Source organism: Arsenicibacter sp. R0_47 (genome assembly GCF_057652235.1).
This window is the reverse complement of sequence record NZ_JBYFCJ010000003.1, coordinates 140,817-159,821: the sequence shown is the minus strand read 5'-3', so window position 1 is coordinate 159,821 and position 19,005 is coordinate 140,817. Positions and strand designations below refer to the sequence as shown.

Genomic DNA, 19,005 nt, shown 5'->3' with positions numbered 1-19,005 from the left:
TCCCGACCGCAGGAGGGATCTTACCGCATTCTTGTGGTCAGAGATCCCTCCTGCGGTCGGGATGACAAAAAACTATAATCCTTACACCAAAGCCTCAAACAAAATCTCGGCCGGATGCTGTGCTTTGCGGCCGGTGCCGTCTTTAATCTGATGGCGGCAGCTTGTGCCGGGCGCCGCAATCAACACGTCGGCGGGCTGCTGCCGGACGGTCGGGAATAAGACCAGCTCACCGATCTGCATCGATAAGTCATAGTGCTCCTTCTCATAGCCAAACGAACCCGCCATCCCGCAACATCCCGACGGAATCAGCTGAACCGTATAGTTTTTCGGCAACGACAACGCTTTTTTCACCGGTACCAGCGACGATAGCGCTTTCTGGTGACAGTGGCCGTGCACCTTAATCATCCGCGTGTCGGTACGGAACGCCTCGGTACGAATCCGTTTGGCATCCGCTTCATGGGCAAACCATTCTTCAAACAGATAGGTGTGGCGGGCAATGTGCTGCGCAGCCGCTTTCAGCTCATCGGGCACCAGATCCGGATATTCGTCGCGGAATGTCAGAATGGCCGACGGCTCCAGCCCGACCAACGGCCGGTCTTCGCTCACGAGGTTTTTGAACAGGGTTACGTTGCGGATTGCCAGTTCACGGGCATCGTCCACCAACCCTTTCGACAGATAGGTCCGGCCGCTTTCTCCGTGTTCCGGCAGCTGCACGGCATACCCCAACCGCTCCATCAGCTGAATGGCCTTCTGACCAACCTCCACATCGTTGAAGTTCGTAAACTCATCACAGAAGAAAAGTACCGTACCATTCACCGCCGGAGCAGCCGGTCTGGTACCTTTGCTCCATGCCCGCAGGGTTTTGGCACTCAGCCTCGGCATAGTCCGTTCAGGGTGAAAGCCCACGAGCTTGTTGGCTACCCGACGCAGGGCCGGCGCGTCATAAATGGCATTGTAGGCCCACGGCGCCAGACTGGCCAGCGACATCAGCCGTGTAAAGTTACCCACCAGCCGCGCCCGCAGCGGAACCCCTTTCGCGCGGTAGTGCTGCTGCGTAAACTCGGCCTTCATGCGGCCAATGTCCACACTCGACGGACACTCCGCTTTACAGCCCTTGCACGACAGACACAGGTCCAGTACCTCTTTCACCGCTTCATAATCGTGTTCGGCGGGTGAATCTGTTTCGGTATAAAAATGCCGGAGCATGTTGGCCCGGGCGCGGGTTGTATCCCGTTCACGGCGGGTTGCCATAAAGCTCGGACACATCGTTCCGCCCGTAATTTCGGTCTTGCGGCAATCGCCCGAACCCGAGCACTTTTCAGCCAGTTCGAGCATGCCGCCATGCGCCGAAAAGTCGAACACGGTTTTAGGCTGCGGAATGGCCTTGTCGGCTTCGTAGCGCAGAAACTGGTTCATCGGCGGCGTATCGACCACCTTGTTGGGATTGAAAATGCGCGGCTCATCCCAGAGCACCTTAATCTCCTGACACAGTTTGTAATTGGCCTCGCCCAGCATAAAGGCGATGAACTCGCCCCGTAACCGGCCGTCACCGTGTTCACCGGACAGCGAGCCGCCGTATTTTTTAACCAGCGCTGCTGTATCGGCCAGCAGATCACGGAATGTCTTCTGCCCCTCCGACGATTTCAGGTTAATCAGCGGCAGCACATGCAGTTCACCGGCACCGGCGTGTGCCGAGTATTCCAGCGCCAGTCCGTGCCGCTCCATGGCCATGTGCTCCAGTTCATCGATGTAATCCGGCAAATCAACCGGATCAACGGCACAGTCTTCAATCACGTTGGCGGGTTTAGCATCGCCCGGCACGTTGTACATAATACTCAGACCGGCTTTTCGCAGGTTCCACGGCTTTTTGGTTTCTTCACCATACAGCACCGGCCAGGCATAGCCCAGTTCTTTTTCCTGTAGGGCAGCCACAAAGTTTCCGGCTTTCGCCTCCACGCCCGCCAGTGTATCGTCGAAAAACTCAACCATCAGGATCGCTTTCGGGTCGCCGCCCTGCGAGTGACTTTCCACAAAGCCCCGGTTTTTGGCCTGTTCAATATTGGTTTTCGTCAGTTGCAGGATGTAGTCGTCTACCAGTTCCGAAGCCATGCACCGGTGCGCCAGCGCTACCAGATTGGCTTCCAGCGACTGGCGTAAGGTCAGGAAATGGGCACACACCAGCGCCACTTCCTTCGGCGGCAGCGGCAGCAGATTCAGCTTCGCTTCCGTGACAAAGCACAGCGTACCTTCCGAACCGGCAATCAGGCTGGCAAAGTTGAATACAGAAGCGGATTGCAGATCCGCACGTATTTCGTTCCGGATGGCTGACACATCCGCAACAGCGGGTTCGTCAAAAAACGGCAGCAGCGCATCCACGGCGTAGCCTGTGTTCCGGCGCGAAACGGTGGGTTTCGGATAGCCCGTCCGGATTGTCTCCCGCCGTTCGGGATCTGAAAGCCAGTCGCGGAACTGCTGGTACAGCCGCTGTTCGAGCGGACTGGCCACGTGCTCACCACGGCATTTTGCGTCAAACTCCGCGCGGGTCAAGGGCCCGAACGTTACTTCGGCTCCATCGCTAAGTACCGTTTTTACTTCCAGCAAATGGTCGCGGGTGGTTCCCCAGACAATCGAATGCAGGCCGCATGAATTATTACCGATCATTCCCCCGACCATTGCACGGCTCGCCGTTGACGTTTCGGGGCCGAACAGCAACCCGTATGGTTTCAGGTGCGCATTCAGATCGTCACGGATGACGCCCGGCTGTACGCGTACCCAACGCTCCTGCTGATTTACGGCCAGAATCTGCCCGAAGTATTTGGACATATCGACCACAATTCCACTACCCACCACCTGACCGGCCAGCGATGTACCGGCGGCTCGCGGAATCAGGCCGACCCGTTGTTCGCGGGCAAACGTGACCAGTCGTTTCAGGTCCTGTACAGATTTGGGCAGAGCCACAGCAACCGGCATCTCCTGATAAACAGACGCATCGGTGGCATACAACATCCGCTGCGCTCTGTGTTCAGGCGATTGGTCGAAATACAGGTCACCCTCAAAATCAGGACGCAGTCGGGCAAAAGGCAATTGGGCAGGTACGTAAAACATGCAGTTGAGTCAGGTCTGGCGACCAGCCGGAGCCGGTCGCGTAGGTTATTTCCCGGTCTGGGAGGTAAAGGTACTTTCGAAAATCTTATCGGCATTGCCCGTCTCGAAGCCCTCACGGCGGTGCGCGCGCGTAACGGATTCCGGCGACAGGTTCCGGAACTGCGGCAATACGAGCCGCTCGGCAAATTCGACGTAGGAACCGGCAATGCGGTAGGTGTCGCCACCGGCAAAGTCCGCATCAATCATCTGCGCCACCGTCGACGACTGCCGCAAATCACCGTCCGGACTGATTTTTACCTTGCCGCCGGCCGTGTTCAGCTTAAAGCCATGCTGCTCCAGGAAGGCCACGTACTCGCCAATGGTATTGTATCCGGCCTTCAGGTTGTGCACGCTGATGGTGAAGTGATTCAGGTAATAGCGGTTATAGATTACCCACGCCGCATACTCGCTCTCGGCCAGCAGGGTCTGGTAATCAGCCAGGGTCGGGGTTTCCCAAAGGGGTTGGTGCAGGAAGGCATCGACAGCCTGCGCATCGTCGAGGTCAAGGGCATCAACAGGGTCACTCGTGACCTGATCCGTGTAGTTGCGGATGATCTGCTGCGCCGTTTCCGACAGCTCATGCACCCGCAGTTCGCTCACGAAAATGCGCGGAAAACGCGGTTCCGGCGGACTGAACCAGTACGCGGTCAGTTTCTTTTCGATAAAATTGTACTCGTCGCGCTTCTGGTAGCCATAGTGCAGAAATATTTTCTCGAACGAAGCGATGCCCAGATTCGGCACGCCCATGGTCCGGAACGCAATATGGTCGTTTTCAATATCGCCGGCCGAGGCAATGACGCCGTCAGCAATCATGGCATCGATGATTCCGTTTACATCGGGCACACGTTCCCGATAGCGGCTCATCAGGCCGTTCATGACGCCGTCGAGGGTTTCTATGTTGTTTGATGAAGTGCTCATACTCGTCAAATTGGTAAGTGATATAGGAAATTACGCGATTGTTAACAAAGTTACTACTCACGCCGGTCTATTGCCACACGCTCCGGGCGATCAGCAGCTCTTTTCCCGAATCCGCTTGTTCGATGCGGTGCTGGTAATTCAGTCCCTCTTCAAGCCGCCGGGACCCGACCAGCAGCGTATCCTGCCAGTGGCTTTCGGCCCGGTAAAACAAGTCGAGTTCCGTCAGCCGGTGCTGCCGCAGTGTATCGGCCTCCACCGACTCCAGCAGCCACTGCACATAACAGACGTTGTTGGTGTGCTGATTCTGATCAAGGTGGTAAAACCGCACCGGCTGCTCCTGCGTCACACAACCGGCCATTGGCACCGAATCGAGCTTCAGCGATAATTTCTCCTGCGGTACGATACCGGCCGGCGGGTCAACGGCGCGGATAAAGGGCGGCAGCGGCACCATCGTCCGGCGCTCCATGCCAAATGTCAGCCAGACGCTGCTGGCCACGGCCAGTACAGAGCCATCGGCCGCCAGCACCTGAAAATCGCGGTAGATGAAAAACTTTTCTACAAACGTCGGATAGGTTTTTACCGTCACGATGTCATTGTAAACAGGATATTGCTTGATCTGCAACCGGAAGCGCATCAGTACCCAGCCGAACCCCTGCCGTGCCAGATCGGCCATGCCGATGCCATAGTCGAGGGCGTTGCGGTTGGCGGACTCCTGCATCCAGTTCATGAGCGTCGGCACACTAAGCCGTCCGCTGGCATCGGTTTCGTAGCTGCGGACCTGGTACGTATCTGTCTGAATAAAGCTCATCGTGCAAAAATAGCGGTTGGTTTCCCGAAACCTGCTGATGCCGGACATGAAAAAAGCAGCTGTCGTTGCCGGCAGCTGCTTTCTGTCAAAGAAATATCTCCTGAAGCTTACACGTTCATCAGCGACTCGCGGCGACGCATTTTGCCGGCCGGAATACCGAACATCATTTTGAAACGACGGCAGAAGTACGCCGTGTCTTTATAGCCTACCTCGGCACCAATTGCGCGGATGCTTTTCTTGGTTGTCCGCAACAGGCCAACCGCCGCTTCCATGCGCTGGTACTCAATATAATCCTGCGGGTTGATACCGGTCAGCATCTTGAAATACTGCCCTACGTAATCTTCCGATACGTTAGCCACGTTGGCCAGCACTTTATTGGAAAGGTCTCCGCCCAGGTTATCCTTGATGTACGCAAAGATGTCGATCAGACGAGGATCTTTGAAATACGTACTGTTAGTCACCAGCTGCTCAACAAACAACCGGTGTTTCAGGATGTAGCGGATGACCTCAATAACGATCTCTTCCGTTTTGATTTTGATAATCCGTCCCTTACCGGCCGTATCCAGCATGTCTTCAGCCAGAATCTGGTTGATGGTACGGGCCAGCGACTCATCATGTTTGATGATAAACGGCGGAATATCCAGTGAGTTGAAAAAGTTAACCGAGTCAAACACTTTTGCCTCAAACGAAATGTAGGCAAATGAGTTTGGCAGGTTGCCAATCCGCTCAGGGTGCCGGTTCGCTTCGAAATAAAGCTCCCGATGAGTCATGAACTCCTCGTTCGTCACGGTTTTCACCGATGTGCCTTCGCCATAGGTTACCGTTAAGTGCTTCCCCCCCGGGATAAAGAGCATATCACCAACCTCAACCTTCTGTTTTTCTTCCCCAAACGATACCTCACCGTTGTACAGAATAGTCAGGGTATTTTCAACATCATAGTAGTTGACGATTGTAATCGGCTGCAAAATCCGGATGTTTCGCGATTTGATGTACTTTACACCCAGCGATTCAATTATTTTATTGTAGTCTTCCATAGCCCGAAAGTTTTGCCCCCTTAGTTTGGTGCTTCAAATTTGCACAAAACTAATAATTTGTACAAAACTAATACAAGTATAATTATTTCCGAATAATAAAAAAAAATAGCGCGTATTTAAGAAAAATACGCGCTTAGCATTAAAATAGTTTAATTTCCCGTAGAAAGCCTTTATCGAATAAGCTCCCGGGCAATCACTAATTTTTGTATTTCAGATGTACCCTCATAGATCTGCGTGATTTTTGCATCGCGCATGAGGCGCTCTACGTGGAACTCTTTTACGTATCCGTAACCGCCGTGGACCTGGACGGCCTCGGTCGTTACCCACATGGCTACCTCGGAGGCATACAGCTTGGCCATCGCCGCTGCCTGTACATAATCCTTGTGCTCATCCTTCAGCCGGGCCGCTTTGAAAACCAGCAGCCGGGCCGCCTCAATTTTCGTCGCCATTTCGGCCAGTTTGAACTGAATTGCCTGATGATCAAAAATTTGACGGCCAAAGGCTTTGCGTTCCTGTGCGTATTTCAGCGCCAGTTCGTAGGCTCCCGACGCAATGCCCAGCGCCTGCGCGGCAATACCGATCCGGCCGCCGTTGAGCGTTGACATCGCGAATTTGAAGCCGAAACCATCGTCACCGATGCGGTTTTCTTTCGGCACCTTCACATCAGAGAACATCAGGGAGTGCGTATCAGAGGACCGGATACCCATCTTATCTTCCTTTTTACCGACCGTAAAGCCCGGCGTTCCTTTCTCCACAATCAGGCAGTTGATGCCCCGGTGCTTCTTCGCAACATCGGTTTGCGCAATGACCAGACACGTGCCCGACGAGTTGCCGTTGGTGATCCAGTTCTTTGTACCGTTCAATAAATAATAATCTCCCTTGTCCTCAGCCGTGGTGTGTTGTGAGGTCGCATCCGAACCGGCTTCGGGCTCCGACAGGCAGAATGCGCCGATCCGTTCGCCGGTAGCCAGCGGAACCAGGTACTTCTGTTTCTGCTCTTCCGTACCGAACGCTTCGAGGCCCCAGCACACCAGCGAGTTGTTGACCGACATAATCACCGACGCCGACGCATCGACTTTGGAAATCTCTTCCATGGCCAGCACATACGAAACGGTATCCATGCCGCCCCCGCCGTATTCGGGCGAGACCATCATGCCCAGGAAGCCTAATTCTCCCATTTTCCGGACCTGCTCCGCCGGAAACTTCGCTTCGTTGTCCCGCTCGATCACACCCGGCAACAGTTCGGTCTGCGCAAAATCGCGGGCGGCCTCCTGCACCGCCAGATGCTCTTCGGTTAAGTTAAAGTTCAATCCCTGCAGTTCGAGTGTTCCCGATGCCATAAGCACGTCTTTTGGTTTTTAATTGATATGAAGTGTCGTAAAAATAAGAAAAAACCGTATGCATGCATACGGTTTTAATTAAAATTAACTGGCTTGTCCGCCGTTGACCCCCAGCACCTGTCCGTTGACAAACGACGCCTCGTCGGAGGCCAGAAAAAGATAGGCCCAGGCAATGTCGTTCGGCTCGCCCATGCGCTTCACCGGAATGGTCTGGATTACCCCCTGCCGCGCTTCTTCGGGCATGGCATCGGTCATGTCGGTCCGGATAAAGCCGGGCGCAACGGCATTGGCCGTGATGCCTTTCGGGCCCAGTTCCTTCGCCCACGTACGGCACATGGCAACGACACCGGCTTTGGTCGCCGAATAGTTGGTTTGCCCGAAATTGCCGTGAATCCCGACCACCGAAGAGGTACAGATAATCCGGCCATAGCCCCGCTCAACCATGTACGGCACAATGGCCTTGGTGCAGTTGAAAACGCCGGTCAGGTTCACATCAATAACCTGTTGCCACTCCAGATGCGACATTTTCAGGAGCGTACGGTCACGCGTAATACCCGCATTGTTGATCAGGATATCAATCCGGCCATACCGCTCCACCACGTCGCGGGCGGCGGCTTCGAGGGCCGGCACATCCGTAACGCTGATTTTTACAAACTCAGCCTGAAAACCAGCCTCCCGAAGCGTTCCGGCCGTTTGTTCGCCCTCGTCGAGCATATCCCAGATAATGACCGTTGCCCCTTCGCGGGTAAATACTTCGGCAGCGGCCTTGCCAATCCCACGAGCCCCGCCCGTGATAATCGCTACTTTATTTTCAAGACGCATGTTATGATTTTCGTATTCGTTATTTGCTCATAAACCACGGAGTTTCACGAAGTCCGGCACGGAGTGACACGATATAGTAGCTCCGTGTTCTCTGTGCTATTCCTCTGTGTCCTCTGTGGTAACTCATTACTCAAAAAGCAACGTAATCCACTCGGCAACGCAGGCCGGTTTATCACTCCCTTCCAGCTGAAAGGCAATGTCGGTAATCACCCGAAGACCGGTTGTGCCGGCGCCGGCGGGTTGCGGCTCCACATGCTGCAGCACCGCCGATAAGCGCAGGCGGCTGCCAACGGGCACCGCCCCCGTAAACCGTACTTTGTTGGTCCCGTAATTAATACCCATTTTTACGGACTCAACGCGGTAGATGGTCTCCATAAGTTTGGGCGCCAGCGAAAGCGTCAGAAAGCCGTGAGCGATGGTGGTCCGGTAAGGCGATTCACGGGCTGCCCGTGCCGTATCGATGTGAATCCACTGGTGATCGCCGGTAGCATCGGCAAACTGGTTGACCATCTCCTGCGTAACGGTCAGGTAGTCGGATTCGCCGAGCGGTTTGCCAACGTGGGCCGCGAAATCCGTTAGTGTTGAAAATGTTAGCATAGGCATTGGGGTTTAGTATGAATGACGTACACACATTTACCGATCAGGGCAGCCGGCTTACCTACCAGCGGTTTGGTACGGGGCCGCGGGCATTGCTGGCGTTCCACGGTATGGGACAGCGCAGCACCTGCTTTGCCCCGCTCGACCGTGTGCTGCGTGATGAATTTACGATCTACAGCTTCGATTTATTTTACCACGGCGACAGTTCGTGTTTGTCTGGCGACGAATATACGGAGGGAGAAGTCCTGACCAAAGCACGCTGGCAAGAACTGATCATGACGTTTATCAACCAGCAGGGCATCGACCGGTTTTCGGTGGCGGGGTTCAGTCTGGGCGGCCGTTTTGCGCTGACGACCACCGAACTGTTTGCCGGCCGCATTGACGAGCTGTGGCTGTTTTCGCCCGATGGCATCACCATTTCGCCCTGGTACTGGATTGCCATTCATTCGCGGGCGGGGCGGTGGCTGTTCCGGTATTTTCTGGCCCACCTGGCCAATCTGCACCGCGCCGGTCTGCTGCTGACCCGGCTTGGCCTGCTCGACCGCAGCCTGCTGCGCTTCGCCGAAAGCACCCTGGCGACGCCCATTCAGCGGCAGCGCGTCTACCGGTCGTGGCTGGGCTTCCGCGAGATGCAGGTAGGGCTGAAGCCGCTGGCGGAGCGCCTCAACAAAGCCAACATACGAGTCCGGTTTTTCATGGGCTACTTCGACCGCGTATTGCCACCCTCCGCCATGCGCCCCCTTACCCGCTATCTACAGGCCTACGATGTCCGCGTCATCAAAGCCGGGCACAACCGGCTGGTGGAGCGGATTGCGGAGAGCTGGGGGAAGTAAACTCCCCCTACTCTCGCATCACCTTTACATTTCCGATATACACGCCGACCGCCTGACTGTCGTTGGTGACGTTGTTCCAGAGCAGGTTGCTGAACGACTGCGCCGGATCGACGCCGCATAGCTTACAGGCCCCTCCGTATGTCATCTTAAAGTCTGAAGGCTTGATTACTACGCTGTTATTCACCAGCACCGACACCGCTCCGTCTTTCACCTGAACGCTGATGTGAACGCTGGTTTTCCGGTTAGTAAACGCCTTGAGCGGATATTCGGCCGTGATGCCCTTGACAAAATTCTCCTCGTTTACGTCCGGTGTGTTGCTGATCTTCACCCGTAGCAAACCGCGGTAATTACTGGCATAATCGGCCTCATTGCCCGCCTCAACCCGCACGGTGATCAATGCATCTTTCGGTAAATTGCTTTTTGTTTCCGAATTGTTGGCCGACAGCGGGCGGCTGGTGATCATCAGCTCCACGGCTCCCCCCGTCCGGCCCGAAAACCCGTTATCGGTCGCCACGTCGTATTCCAGCGTAAAGTTCTTCGGCAACGGCGCTTTCAGATACATCGGTTTAATGCTGCGGCCCACGCCCATTTTCAACCAGTTGCCGCTGGTGCCGGGCAGGTTGGCCACCGCAAACGGGGTGCTGCCCGTCCGGTAATAATACCAGTCAGCAGGTTCGCTGCCGACGGCGTCCTTACTGAACGTTTCCTGAAAATGCACGTTGGCCGGTAAGGCGGCTGATGGAGCCGGCGCACTACCGGTATAGGCATTCCGCTTGCCATAAGCCTCAAGCCGGGCGTTCAGTTCAGCTTCGTTAGCGGGGGTGTAGGCAATGCCTTTCACCTTGTCCGGGGCAAAAAAGTAATTGTAGATGTACGCATAATTCAGGTTGCGGGTCATGGCGGCATACACCTCGTACTTTTTATTGCCGTCGTTTTTGGTGTGGTACGGGAAAATAGCGGCGACCCAGACCGGTTCCGCACCCCGCATCTTCGCAATGGTCTCTGCACCAATTTTATACACCGGATAATACGATGAATTGGGGGCGTTTGTAAATACATCCCAGCTGCCGGTCGTGATCTGCCGCCAGTCGAACTGCGCGTTGGTTACTTCGGCCGGTTCGTTCAGGCGACTGCGGTATTTATCTTGCAGACTCCGGATATTGGCCCGTACCTTATCGACTTCCTCCGTTTTCAGCTTCATCACCGAAGGCACGTTTTCGGGCCGGTCGCGCCAGCTTTCGGTTTCGTCTTTCCGTATTTTTTCCAGCACGCCATCCATCGACGCCAGCGCTTGGGCCAGAAACTCGCCCTTTGTTACCGGAATCAGGGGCATTTTATTGCCGGGCGTCAGGTAAACGGCGCAGGTGTATTCGTTGTACCATGTCAGGTACCGGGACACGTTCGGATCAATGTCCGGATTACGGCCCTTCATGGCATCCTGCCTGCCGAACGGGGCAAACCCCTTGGGCTCCATGGTAAAATACCACGCATCCGGTGACGTCATAAACGTGATATCCGAAGTTCCGGCCAGCAGATTGGCCCCGACCTGGAAGCGCGGGAAGCCCGTTTCTCCGATTGGTTTAAAGCCTTTCTGCGCATTCAGGTAGTTGTAATCGACATCCCAGACACTGAACAGCACCTGATAGTTGTATTCTCTGACGTAGCGCTGGTACTCCCCCAGGCCCGCTACGGGCGTGTAGCTTTTCTTCACCCACTCCGCGAATTTGTCCACATACCCTTCCCGCTGCCTATCAACCGGCAATGTTTTCGGCTTATAATTGCGGTCGTAGTAATTTGTCGGGTCCCAGCCGATGACGGTTGTTTCCAGCCGTTGTTCACGGGTAAGCTGCGCCCGGGTAAGGGCCGGAAGCAGAAAGGCAGTAGCAAGAAATACGAGTTTTTTCATGAGGGATGTGTGCATGAAACCGGTTTTAAAAATAACGTCAGCCATTCCGGCTCAGCCGGATGATTTAGAATACGGTATTAATTTCTACTACCACGCCCCACCTCCCGAAACTTTTGCATCTTTGGCAGCAAATGGATACGACAAAGCAACCAGTAAAATCACTCCGCGCCTTTGTGGGTGCGAAAGAATATGCCGTCTCACGGGCGTTCTACCGCGATCTGGGGTTTGACGAGCATATTATCTCGGAAAAAATGTCGCTCTTCACCCTTAATGACGTTAGCTTCTACCTGCAGGACTACTACGTCAAGGAATGGGTGGAAAACACCATGATCCTGATCGAGGTCGACAATGCCGACGACTACCTGGCCTACCTCCGGCAACTCGGTCTCGAAACCAAATACGAAAATATCCACCTCGTCCCGACTCAATACAACGACTGGGATAATGAATGCCTGCTGATTGATCCGGCAGGGGTACTCTGGCACTTCGCCCAGTTTTTCCGGTAACATTTTTCGCTATACGCTGTTTTAGAAAAAACACATACATTTGTATCGTGTACGATATAATCGTAAAAGATAAAAACATGCAGACAAACCAAACCACTACAATACAGAACATCTTCCGGGTTATTCTCGGATTATTGATGCTCATGGCCGGTATCGGTCATTTAACGTTTCAACGGGCAGAGTTTCAGGCGCAGGTACCAAACTGGATACCACTCAGTAAGGACGTGGTTGTTATTTTGTCGGGTGTCGTGGAAATACTGCTTGGAGCGAGTATGGCCTTTGGGGCCAAACAACGGATAAACGCCGGTTTAGCGCTGGCCGCCTTTTATATTCTGATTTTTCCGGGGAACATTGCGCAGTACCTCAACCATACCGATGCCTTCGGCCTTGACACCGACCAGAAGCGGCTGATCCGGTTATTTTTCCAGCCGGTACTGGTCCTGTGGGCACTCTGGTCGACAGGTGCCCTGCGCTACCTCATGGTGCAGTTTAGCGGCGCGGCAACCGTGGCGAAGCATTTTTATGATTTACAGGCGGAAGACATCAAAGGCCGCACAACGCCGATGGACACCTACCGTGGCAATGTGGTGATGGTGGTCAACACAGCCAGCAAATGCGGCCTGACGCCACAGTTTGAAGGGCTGGAAGCGCTGTACAAGCAATACCGCAGCGAAGGGCTGGTAATTCTGGGTTTTCCGTGCAACCAGTTTGCCGGCCAGGAGCCAGGCTCGGCCGATGATATTCAGGAATTTTGCCAGCTGAATTACGGGGTGAGTTTTCCGATGTTTGCCAAAGTTGATGTTAATGGTGCCGGTACGCATCCGGTTTTTGCCTATCTGAAGGCTAAACTGGGCGGTGTTTTGGGCAGTGCAGTCAAATGGAATTTCACGAAATTTGTGCTCGACAAAAACGGTAATCCGGTGAAGCGCTTCGGCCCGACCACCAAACCGGAAGACATGGAAGCCACGATTAAATCGCTTTTACAGCATGACAACCGATGAAATGCTCCGTCTGGAAAACCAGCTTTGCTTTCCGCTCTACGTGGCATCGCGGCTGACGACGCGCATGTATGGCCCGCTGCTGGAGGAACTCGACATTACTTATCCGCAGTATCTGGTGCTGCTGGCGCTCTGGCAAACCGATAACCAGCCGGTCGGTGAGCTTACCAAACGGCTGTATCTGGAAACCAGCACCCTGACACCCCTGCTGAAGCGGCTGGAACAAAAGCAGTACATCAGCCGGAAGCGGTCGGTGACCGACGAACGGAGCGTCTTGATTGCGTTGACCGAAAGCGGTCAGGCCCTCAAGGAAAAGGCAGTCTGTATTCCGGAGAAAATTACTGAACTGTTTCGTAGCTCAACTATTGATATGCAGGAGCTCACCGGTTTTTACCAGACGCTGCAAAAAATAATTCAGCATGCCGGATAGCCTCAGGCATGAGGCACTTCGCCGGGTTTGTAGCGGCCAAGCACCAGCCAGAACCCGATAATCGACGCCACGAACAGGCCAATGGTTGCCAGCTGCATACCGCTGGCCTGATTCGGGTGTTCCAGCAGCTGACGCAGCTCCTGCGCCTGCAAGCCTGCCCCTACGGCGAGGATTGTCCGCGGAATCATGCCCATGAAGCCGCCCAGCAGAATATTCCGCAGCCGGGCCCCCGACAAGGCAAACACCAGGTTGGTCAGCGCAAACGGCAGTACCGGCGACAGCTTGGCGAAGAAAATAAACCAAAGCTCCCGCTGGTGAATTCGGGCCAGCACCTGACGGGCATTTTTATTGTTTTCGAGATAGGTCAGCAGTTGGGGCTGGTTCAGGAAACGCACCAGCAGATTGACCAGCGCGATGGCCGCCATGTTCAGGAAAAACACCGGAAGCAGGGCCGGCCAGCCTAAAAAATAGCCGAATACCAGCGCCAGAAACGTCGGAGGGGTCAGCGCGAAGGTCGAGGTGACACAACACACCAGCGTGGCGATCAGCCATTCGGGGCCCGTCCAGGCCGCAAACACGGTCTCACGGGTAATTACTTCATACGTGATAAATGAACTGGTCAGCACGGGCATTACCGTGAGCAGCACACCTGCCACGGCCGGTATCACCGGCTTTTTTGTTGGGGTCATTCAGCCAATAATTTGTCGATCAGCCGGTTGTATTCTCCGATGTACTGATCGTAATACTTACCCGTTCCCGGACCGGAAAAGCCCGTATGGATATGCCGCACCTTGCCTTTCTTATCGATGAAAATCGTTGTCGGAAAGGCCACTACCCGATTCAGGGCAGGTAACGCTTTAGACGCCTCAGCCTTGTCGTTTGTACCCGCCAGCAACACCGGATAGTCAACGCCGAAGCGCTCTTTCATCCGCTGTATTTTCGGGCCGGACTCCGCCAGATCGGCCGTTTTTTCAAAGGCCAGGCCAACGATTTCGACGCCACGCTTCTGATTCCGCTTGTACCACGGAGCCAGAAAACGGGTCTCGTCCATACAGTTCGGGCACCATGTACCCAGAATCTGCACAACCGTCACTTTCCCTTCAAAACGGTCATCATTCAGTGATAATTGCTTTCCGTTTGGTTCCGGAAACGAAAAAGCGAACGATTGGCCTTCTTTGATGTACGTCAGTTTGGCCGGATCAGGCAATGCCGCTTTCGGGTCGGGCTTTGCGGTCCAGATTTCATGACCGGCCACGCCCGCCCAGAAATCGCCTTTCAGGGTGCGGTCAGCGTTTTGTTTTGCTTTGAACGTGAAGAGGTGGGAGCCATCGAAGCACGACAGCAGCAGGCTGTCGCCGTACACATTGCCGGCCAGATAACGGTAGTCGCCGGTTTCGGTCAGGAACGTACCGGTCACCTGATTGCCGGTTTGTTTAAAAATGCCCACCGCCGGATACGCACCGCTGCCATCCGGTTCGCTGAACGTGACAGCCCACGTACCTCCGAAATCAGCTTTTGCCTGATCGGTTGTGGTTGGCCTGAACCTTGCCGCGGCGCCGTATTGTGCCTCAAACGGCAGCGTCTGGTATTGCTGTGCTACGCGGCGGCGCTTCCAGTACCCTTTCATGGTATTTCCGGAAACATGCGCTACGATTTCCGAATCAAACAACGCCATCGGAATCCGCAGCGTATCGCCCTGCATACTGGCCGCATCCATCGGCAGGCGTTCGGCACCATTCACGGCGTAGACGGTGTACGTGTTTGCACCCTTAGCCGGATCGGCAGCCGGCTGAACATCGAGGCCGAACGGCAGCTCGCCGCCCGCGTTTTTGATTACGGCACGCCAGGTACCGGATTTAACCGCAGCCGCCGATTGTGCAGATACCAGAACCGGCATTCCCAGAAACGCAAGCAGACAGATGGTCAGGTTTTTCTTCATACCATTAAAAAATAACGCCGGTCAGGATTGCCGTTTACTACCGCACAATCGGGCGCGATTTGCTAAGTTTGTAACTGACAAAAGTTTCGGATTGGTTCCTTGCCGGCTCGGGCTTTGTCTGAAAACAACGACCCATACGTGTCTTTATGACTGAAAATAGCACTTACCATACCCCGGTCATGCTTCAGGAGTGCCTTGACGGCCTGAATCTGACCCCGGGCGGCATTTACGTTGACGTAACCTTCGGCGGGGGCGGCCACAGCCGGGCCATCCTCCAGCGGCTGGAAGGCGGCCGGCTGATTGCATTTGATCAGGACCCCGATGCCCGGAACCAGGCACAGCACATGGGCGACCCGCGCCTGACCTTTGTTGCGGCCAATTTCCGCTACCTGCAACGGTATCTGCGGCTATATGGCATCCGGAAAATCGACGGTATCCTGGCCGATCTCGGCATTTCGTCGCACCAGATCGATACCCCCGAACGAGGGTTTTCAACGCGCTACGATGCCGCGCTCGACATGCGTATGAACCAGCAGGGCGAGCAGACTGCCGCCGACGTGGTAAACAACTACCCTGAAGACCAGCTGCACCGTATCCTCGGTATATACGGCGAAATCACCAATGCCCGCACGGCAGCCGGCGCCATTGCCGCCAGCCGGCTGAACAGCCCGATCAAAACCGTTAACGATCTGAAAGCCGCCCTGCAACGGTATGCGCCGAGGGGTAAGGAAAATAAGTATTTCGCGCAGGTTTTTCAGGCCCTCCGCATTGAAGTGAACGAAGAGCTGAAGGTGCTTGAAGAATTTTTGCTCCAGGTCCCCGACGTACTCAATCCCGGCGGTCGTTTGGTCGTTATGTCCTATCATTCGCTGGAGGACCGGCTGGTGAAGAACTTTATCAACAAAGGCAAATTTCACGGTGAAGTGGAAAAGGATCTGTTTGGTAACGACCTCAAGCCCCTTCAGTCGGTAACCCGCAAACCGGTTGAAGCCAGCGAAGAAGAAATCAGCCGTAACCCCCGCGCCCGCAGCGCCAAGTTACGCATCGCCGAAAAACCGTAGGGGCGACCCCACGTGGTCGCCCAAAAATCATCCACGTGGGCGCCCAAAACCATCCACATGGGCGACAAAAAATCATCCACGGGGCGACCACACGGGGTCGCCCATACGACAAGCAACGTATGGCAAAGAATACATACCGTACCCCAAAAGTCAAAGCCGAAATCCGCCAGAAGCGGAAGAGCCGGCTGCGTATGGTCATTGACAATGTCATTGGCTTCGACCACCTGTTTGGTGAAGGTGATAACGCATGGCCCATCCGCAATATCGAACGCATTTTGTGGATTACGTTTCTGATGACGATTTACGTCGGGCTCAACCACAACGCCGAACGGCTGGTCCGGCAGATTCAGCAGACCAAAACCAGTGTCGATGAGCTTCGGGCAAAATACACTACGCTGGAAGCTGATTTCATGAAAAGCGGCAAACAATCTGAACTCAGTAAACGGGTGGCCCCGCTGGGCTTAACGGACGGCCAGACCCCACCCCGCAAAATAATTGTTAAATCCGATGAGTGAGAAGTCATCCAATATTAAGCAGGAATTTCTGTTGCGGGCAACGCTGGCCTTCATTGCCATCGCCCTGTTTGCGGTGGCCGTTGTGGGCAAACTTGTTTATGTGCAGTTTTTTCAGGTATACGAAGGCAAACGCTGGATTGAGCGGCTCGAAGGCGTTAAAATCCGGCAGGATACCCTTCGTGCCATGCGGGGAAACATTTACGCGGCCGACGGACGCAGTCTGCTGGCTACCTCGCTCCCCTCCTACGATGTCGGCCTTGACCCCACCGTAGCCGACTCCCTGTTTTTCGCCAGAAAAAAAGATTCGCTCGGTACGGTATTGCACAACGTGTTCCGCGACCGGACGAAGCAGGAATACATCCGGTTGGCCGAAGATGCACGGGAAGAAGGCCGGCAATACGTCCCACTGCCCCGGCGAATCAGCTTTTCGGAACGGGAATACATGCGGCGATGGCCTTTTTTCCGGAAGCGTGACCGGATTGTGACGCATCCCGATAAGAGTAACCTTAAACGCACCAGAATTTACCGTGGCGGTGGCGGGGTATTCCGGGCGTATTACGAACGCTACCACCCGTTCGGCACCATGGCAGAACGGACACTCGGTATGCTGAACCCCGAAAACGGCAAAGGTCTCCGCGGGCTCGAAGAAAGCTACCAGCCGGAACTGGCCGGCAAAAATGCCGTCGGACTGATTGAGATCCTGTCGGGCGGGGTAAAAAAACCGGTTGAAGACGGACCCGATATGCGTCCGGAACCGGGTATGGACCTGTACACAACTATCGACGTTAATTATCAGGACATTGCCGAATCGTCGCTGCGGAAGTACATGGAAAAATTTCAGGCCGACAAAGGCTGTGTGCTGGTCATGGAAGTGGCTACGGGCGAAATCAAAGCCATTGCTAACCTGACCCGCTCGGGCGAACGCTATTTCGAAAACTTCAACCACGCACTGGCTGGTCGCACAGACCCCGGCTCGACCTTCAAGCTGGTCACGATGATGGCTTTGCTGGAAGAAAACGCCATTACCCCCGGCAAAAAGATCCCTACCGGCGACGGTTCAACGACCTATCGGGGTGTTAAAATCACCGACTCCAAGCGGGGCGGTTATGGCACCATAACGGCGCAGCAGGTATTTGAGAAATCATCGAATGTCGGGATTCATCTGATGATGAAAGACTATTTCTACAGCCGGCCGGACCGCTACTGCCAATACCTGCACAAGTTTAAACTGACCCAGCCGACCGGCATTCACATGAAAGGGGAAGTTAAGCCCTTTATCCGCAATCCGCAGATGAAAGGCTGGAGCCGCACCTCGCTGACATTCATGTCGTACGGCTACGAAATGCTGATAACCCCGCTCCAGATGGCGACGTTCTACAATGCTGTTGCCAACGATGGTAAGTGGGTACGCCCGATGATTGTGAAACAGGTCCGGCTCGCCGACGAAGTGATTGTTGATAACCAGCCGTATGTTGCTCCTGAGCCGTTCTGCTCGGAACGAACCATTAAGCTGGCGAAAAAAATGCTGGAGGGAGTTGTCGAACACGGCACCGCCCGCAGTATTGCGTCCCCCTACTACCGCATGGCCGGTAAAACCGGAACGGCCCAGAAAAAAATGGGGCAGGCCGGTAGTTATTACTCGTCGTTTATCGGCTATTTCCCGGCCAATAAGCCGAAGTATACGGTCCTGGCCGCTATTGATAACCCACGCTTCAGCAATAACGATTCGTTATATGGCGGTAAGGTAGCCGCACCGGTGTTTAAGGAGGTGGCCGACCGGATTCATGCCTTTGACATTCATATGCACCCGCCGCTGGTGAAGCAGGCTAGCGGGCATTTACCGGACCTGAAAGCCGGTCTGGCCGAAGACCTGCATACCATCAGTACCGAACTGGCGCTGGCCGGCGAACCGGACACCGACGGCTGGGTACTCAAAACAACGAACGGCGGCTGGAAAAGCCAGTCATCGAATACAAAGCGTGTTCCTGATGTGCGGGGACTGACACTCCGCGATGCGCTGTATGTCCTCGAAAACAGAGGGATTCGTGTCAGTATAACCGGACAAGGGCGGGTAAAAGAACAGTCTGTTGAACCCGGCACACCGACAAAAGGTGTTAAGACCATTTCGCTGGTGCTTGAGTAAACACAACCAAT

General features: G+C 54.7%; 17 protein-coding genes. 7 read left to right on the top strand and 10 right to left on the bottom strand.

Translation table 11 applies throughout. The annotated features are described in order from the left end of the window. Positions 1-81: 81 nt before the first annotated feature. The 7 genes from AC23NW_RS06670 to AC23NW_RS06640 form a co-directional block, all read right to left on the bottom strand. Entirely contained in the window at positions 82-3,105 is a 3,024-nt protein-coding gene (locus tag AC23NW_RS06670) for an FAD-binding and (Fe-S)-binding domain-containing protein (RefSeq protein WP_487448490.1), read from the bottom strand. 45 nt (positions 3,106-3,150) lie between these two features. After that, positions 3,151-4,062, bottom strand: a complete 912-nt coding sequence (locus AC23NW_RS06665; protein WP_071504457.1) for a DUF1338 domain-containing protein — start codon at positions 4,060-4,062, stop codon at positions 3,151-3,153. A 67-nt stretch (positions 4,063-4,129) separates the two neighbouring features. Continuing rightward, positions 4,130-4,870, bottom strand: coding sequence for an acyl-[acyl-carrier-protein] thioesterase (locus tag AC23NW_RS06660; protein WP_071504577.1), 741 nt, complete (start codon positions 4,868-4,870; stop codon positions 4,130-4,132). A gap of 107 nt (positions 4,871-4,977) precedes the next feature. After that, positions 4,978-5,904 (bottom strand): helix-turn-helix domain-containing protein, encoded by a 927-nt coding sequence (locus tag AC23NW_RS06655; RefSeq protein WP_071504458.1) that lies wholly within the window; start codon positions 5,902-5,904, stop codon positions 4,978-4,980. A gap of 170 nt (positions 5,905-6,074) precedes the next feature. Further along, a complete protein-coding gene (locus tag AC23NW_RS06650; RefSeq protein WP_177225864.1) occupies positions 6,075-7,214 on the bottom strand; it encodes an acyl-CoA dehydrogenase in 1,140 nt (379 codons plus the stop codon). A gap of 114 nt (positions 7,215-7,328) precedes the next feature. Next, the gene (gene fabG / locus AC23NW_RS06645) at positions 7,329-8,066 is read right to left on the bottom strand and encodes a 3-oxoacyl-ACP reductase FabG (RefSeq protein WP_293833942.1); all 738 of its coding nucleotides are present in this window, start codon (positions 8,064-8,066) and stop codon (positions 7,329-7,331) included. Between the two features lie 126 nt (positions 8,067-8,192). Further along, positions 8,193-8,663 (bottom strand): MaoC family dehydratase, encoded by a 471-nt coding sequence (locus AC23NW_RS06640; protein ID WP_293833928.1) that lies wholly within the window; start codon positions 8,661-8,663, stop codon positions 8,193-8,195. Between the two features lie 17 nt (positions 8,664-8,680). Here AC23NW_RS06640 and AC23NW_RS06635 point away from each other — a divergent pair, with 17 nt between their 5' ends. Next, complete coding sequence (locus AC23NW_RS06635; RefSeq protein WP_487448487.1) at positions 8,681-9,496, top strand: alpha/beta fold hydrolase; 816 nt, start codon at positions 8,681-8,683, stop codon at positions 9,494-9,496. Between the two features lie 7 nt (positions 9,497-9,503). Here the strand turns inward: AC23NW_RS06635 and AC23NW_RS06630 are convergent, their stop codons facing one another. Next, positions 9,504-11,402: a hypothetical protein gene (locus tag AC23NW_RS06630; RefSeq protein ID WP_487448486.1), complete on the bottom strand. Its 1,899-nt coding sequence runs from the start codon at positions 11,400-11,402 to the stop codon at positions 9,504-9,506. 131 nt (positions 11,403-11,533) lie between these two features. Between AC23NW_RS06630 and AC23NW_RS06625 the strand changes: the two genes are divergently transcribed. From AC23NW_RS06625 to AC23NW_RS06615, 3 genes are all read left to right on the top strand, one after another. Then, complete coding sequence (locus AC23NW_RS06625) at positions 11,534-11,908, top strand: VOC family protein (RefSeq protein ID WP_487448485.1); 375 nt, start codon at positions 11,534-11,536, stop codon at positions 11,906-11,908. 77 nt (positions 11,909-11,985) lie between these two features. Continuing rightward, entirely contained in the window at positions 11,986-12,909 is a 924-nt protein-coding gene (locus AC23NW_RS06620) for a DoxX family membrane protein (protein ID WP_487448484.1), read from the top strand. After that, positions 12,896-13,336, top strand: a complete 441-nt coding sequence (locus tag AC23NW_RS06615; protein WP_293833924.1) for a MarR family winged helix-turn-helix transcriptional regulator — start codon at positions 12,896-12,898, stop codon at positions 13,334-13,336. Before AC23NW_RS06620 ends, AC23NW_RS06615 begins: the two co-directional genes overlap by 14 nt. A gap of 2 nt (positions 13,337-13,338) precedes the next feature. Here AC23NW_RS06615 and AC23NW_RS06610 read toward each other — a convergent pair whose 3' ends face one another. Further along, positions 13,339-14,025, bottom strand: a complete 687-nt coding sequence (locus AC23NW_RS06610) for a TVP38/TMEM64 family protein (protein WP_487448483.1) — start codon at positions 14,023-14,025, stop codon at positions 13,339-13,341. Beyond that, the gene (locus AC23NW_RS06605) at positions 14,022-15,275 is read right to left on the bottom strand and encodes a TlpA disulfide reductase family protein (protein ID WP_487448481.1); all 1,254 of its coding nucleotides are present in this window, start codon (positions 15,273-15,275) and stop codon (positions 14,022-14,024) included. Before AC23NW_RS06605 ends, AC23NW_RS06610 begins: the two co-directional genes overlap by 4 nt. 146 nt (positions 15,276-15,421) lie before the next feature. On the opposite strand from AC23NW_RS06605, the gene rsmH reads away from it, so the two are divergent. The 3 genes from rsmH (at position 15,422) to AC23NW_RS06590 (ending at position 18,994) form a co-directional block, all read left to right on the top strand. After that, positions 15,422-16,336 (top strand): 16S rRNA (cytosine(1402)-N(4))-methyltransferase RsmH, encoded by a 915-nt coding sequence (rsmH, locus tag AC23NW_RS06600; protein ID WP_487448480.1) that lies wholly within the window; start codon positions 15,422-15,424, stop codon positions 16,334-16,336. Between the two features lie 119 nt (positions 16,337-16,455). Then, on the top strand, positions 16,456-16,851 hold the full coding sequence (locus AC23NW_RS06595) for an FtsL-like putative cell division protein (RefSeq protein ID WP_293833917.1): 396 nt from the start codon (positions 16,456-16,458) through the stop codon (positions 16,849-16,851). Further along, entirely contained in the window at positions 16,844-18,994 is a 2,151-nt protein-coding gene (locus AC23NW_RS06590; protein WP_487448478.1) for a penicillin-binding protein, read from the top strand. The genes AC23NW_RS06595 and AC23NW_RS06590 overlap by 8 nt, the downstream gene beginning before the upstream one ends. Positions 18,995-19,005 lie beyond the last annotated feature (11 nt).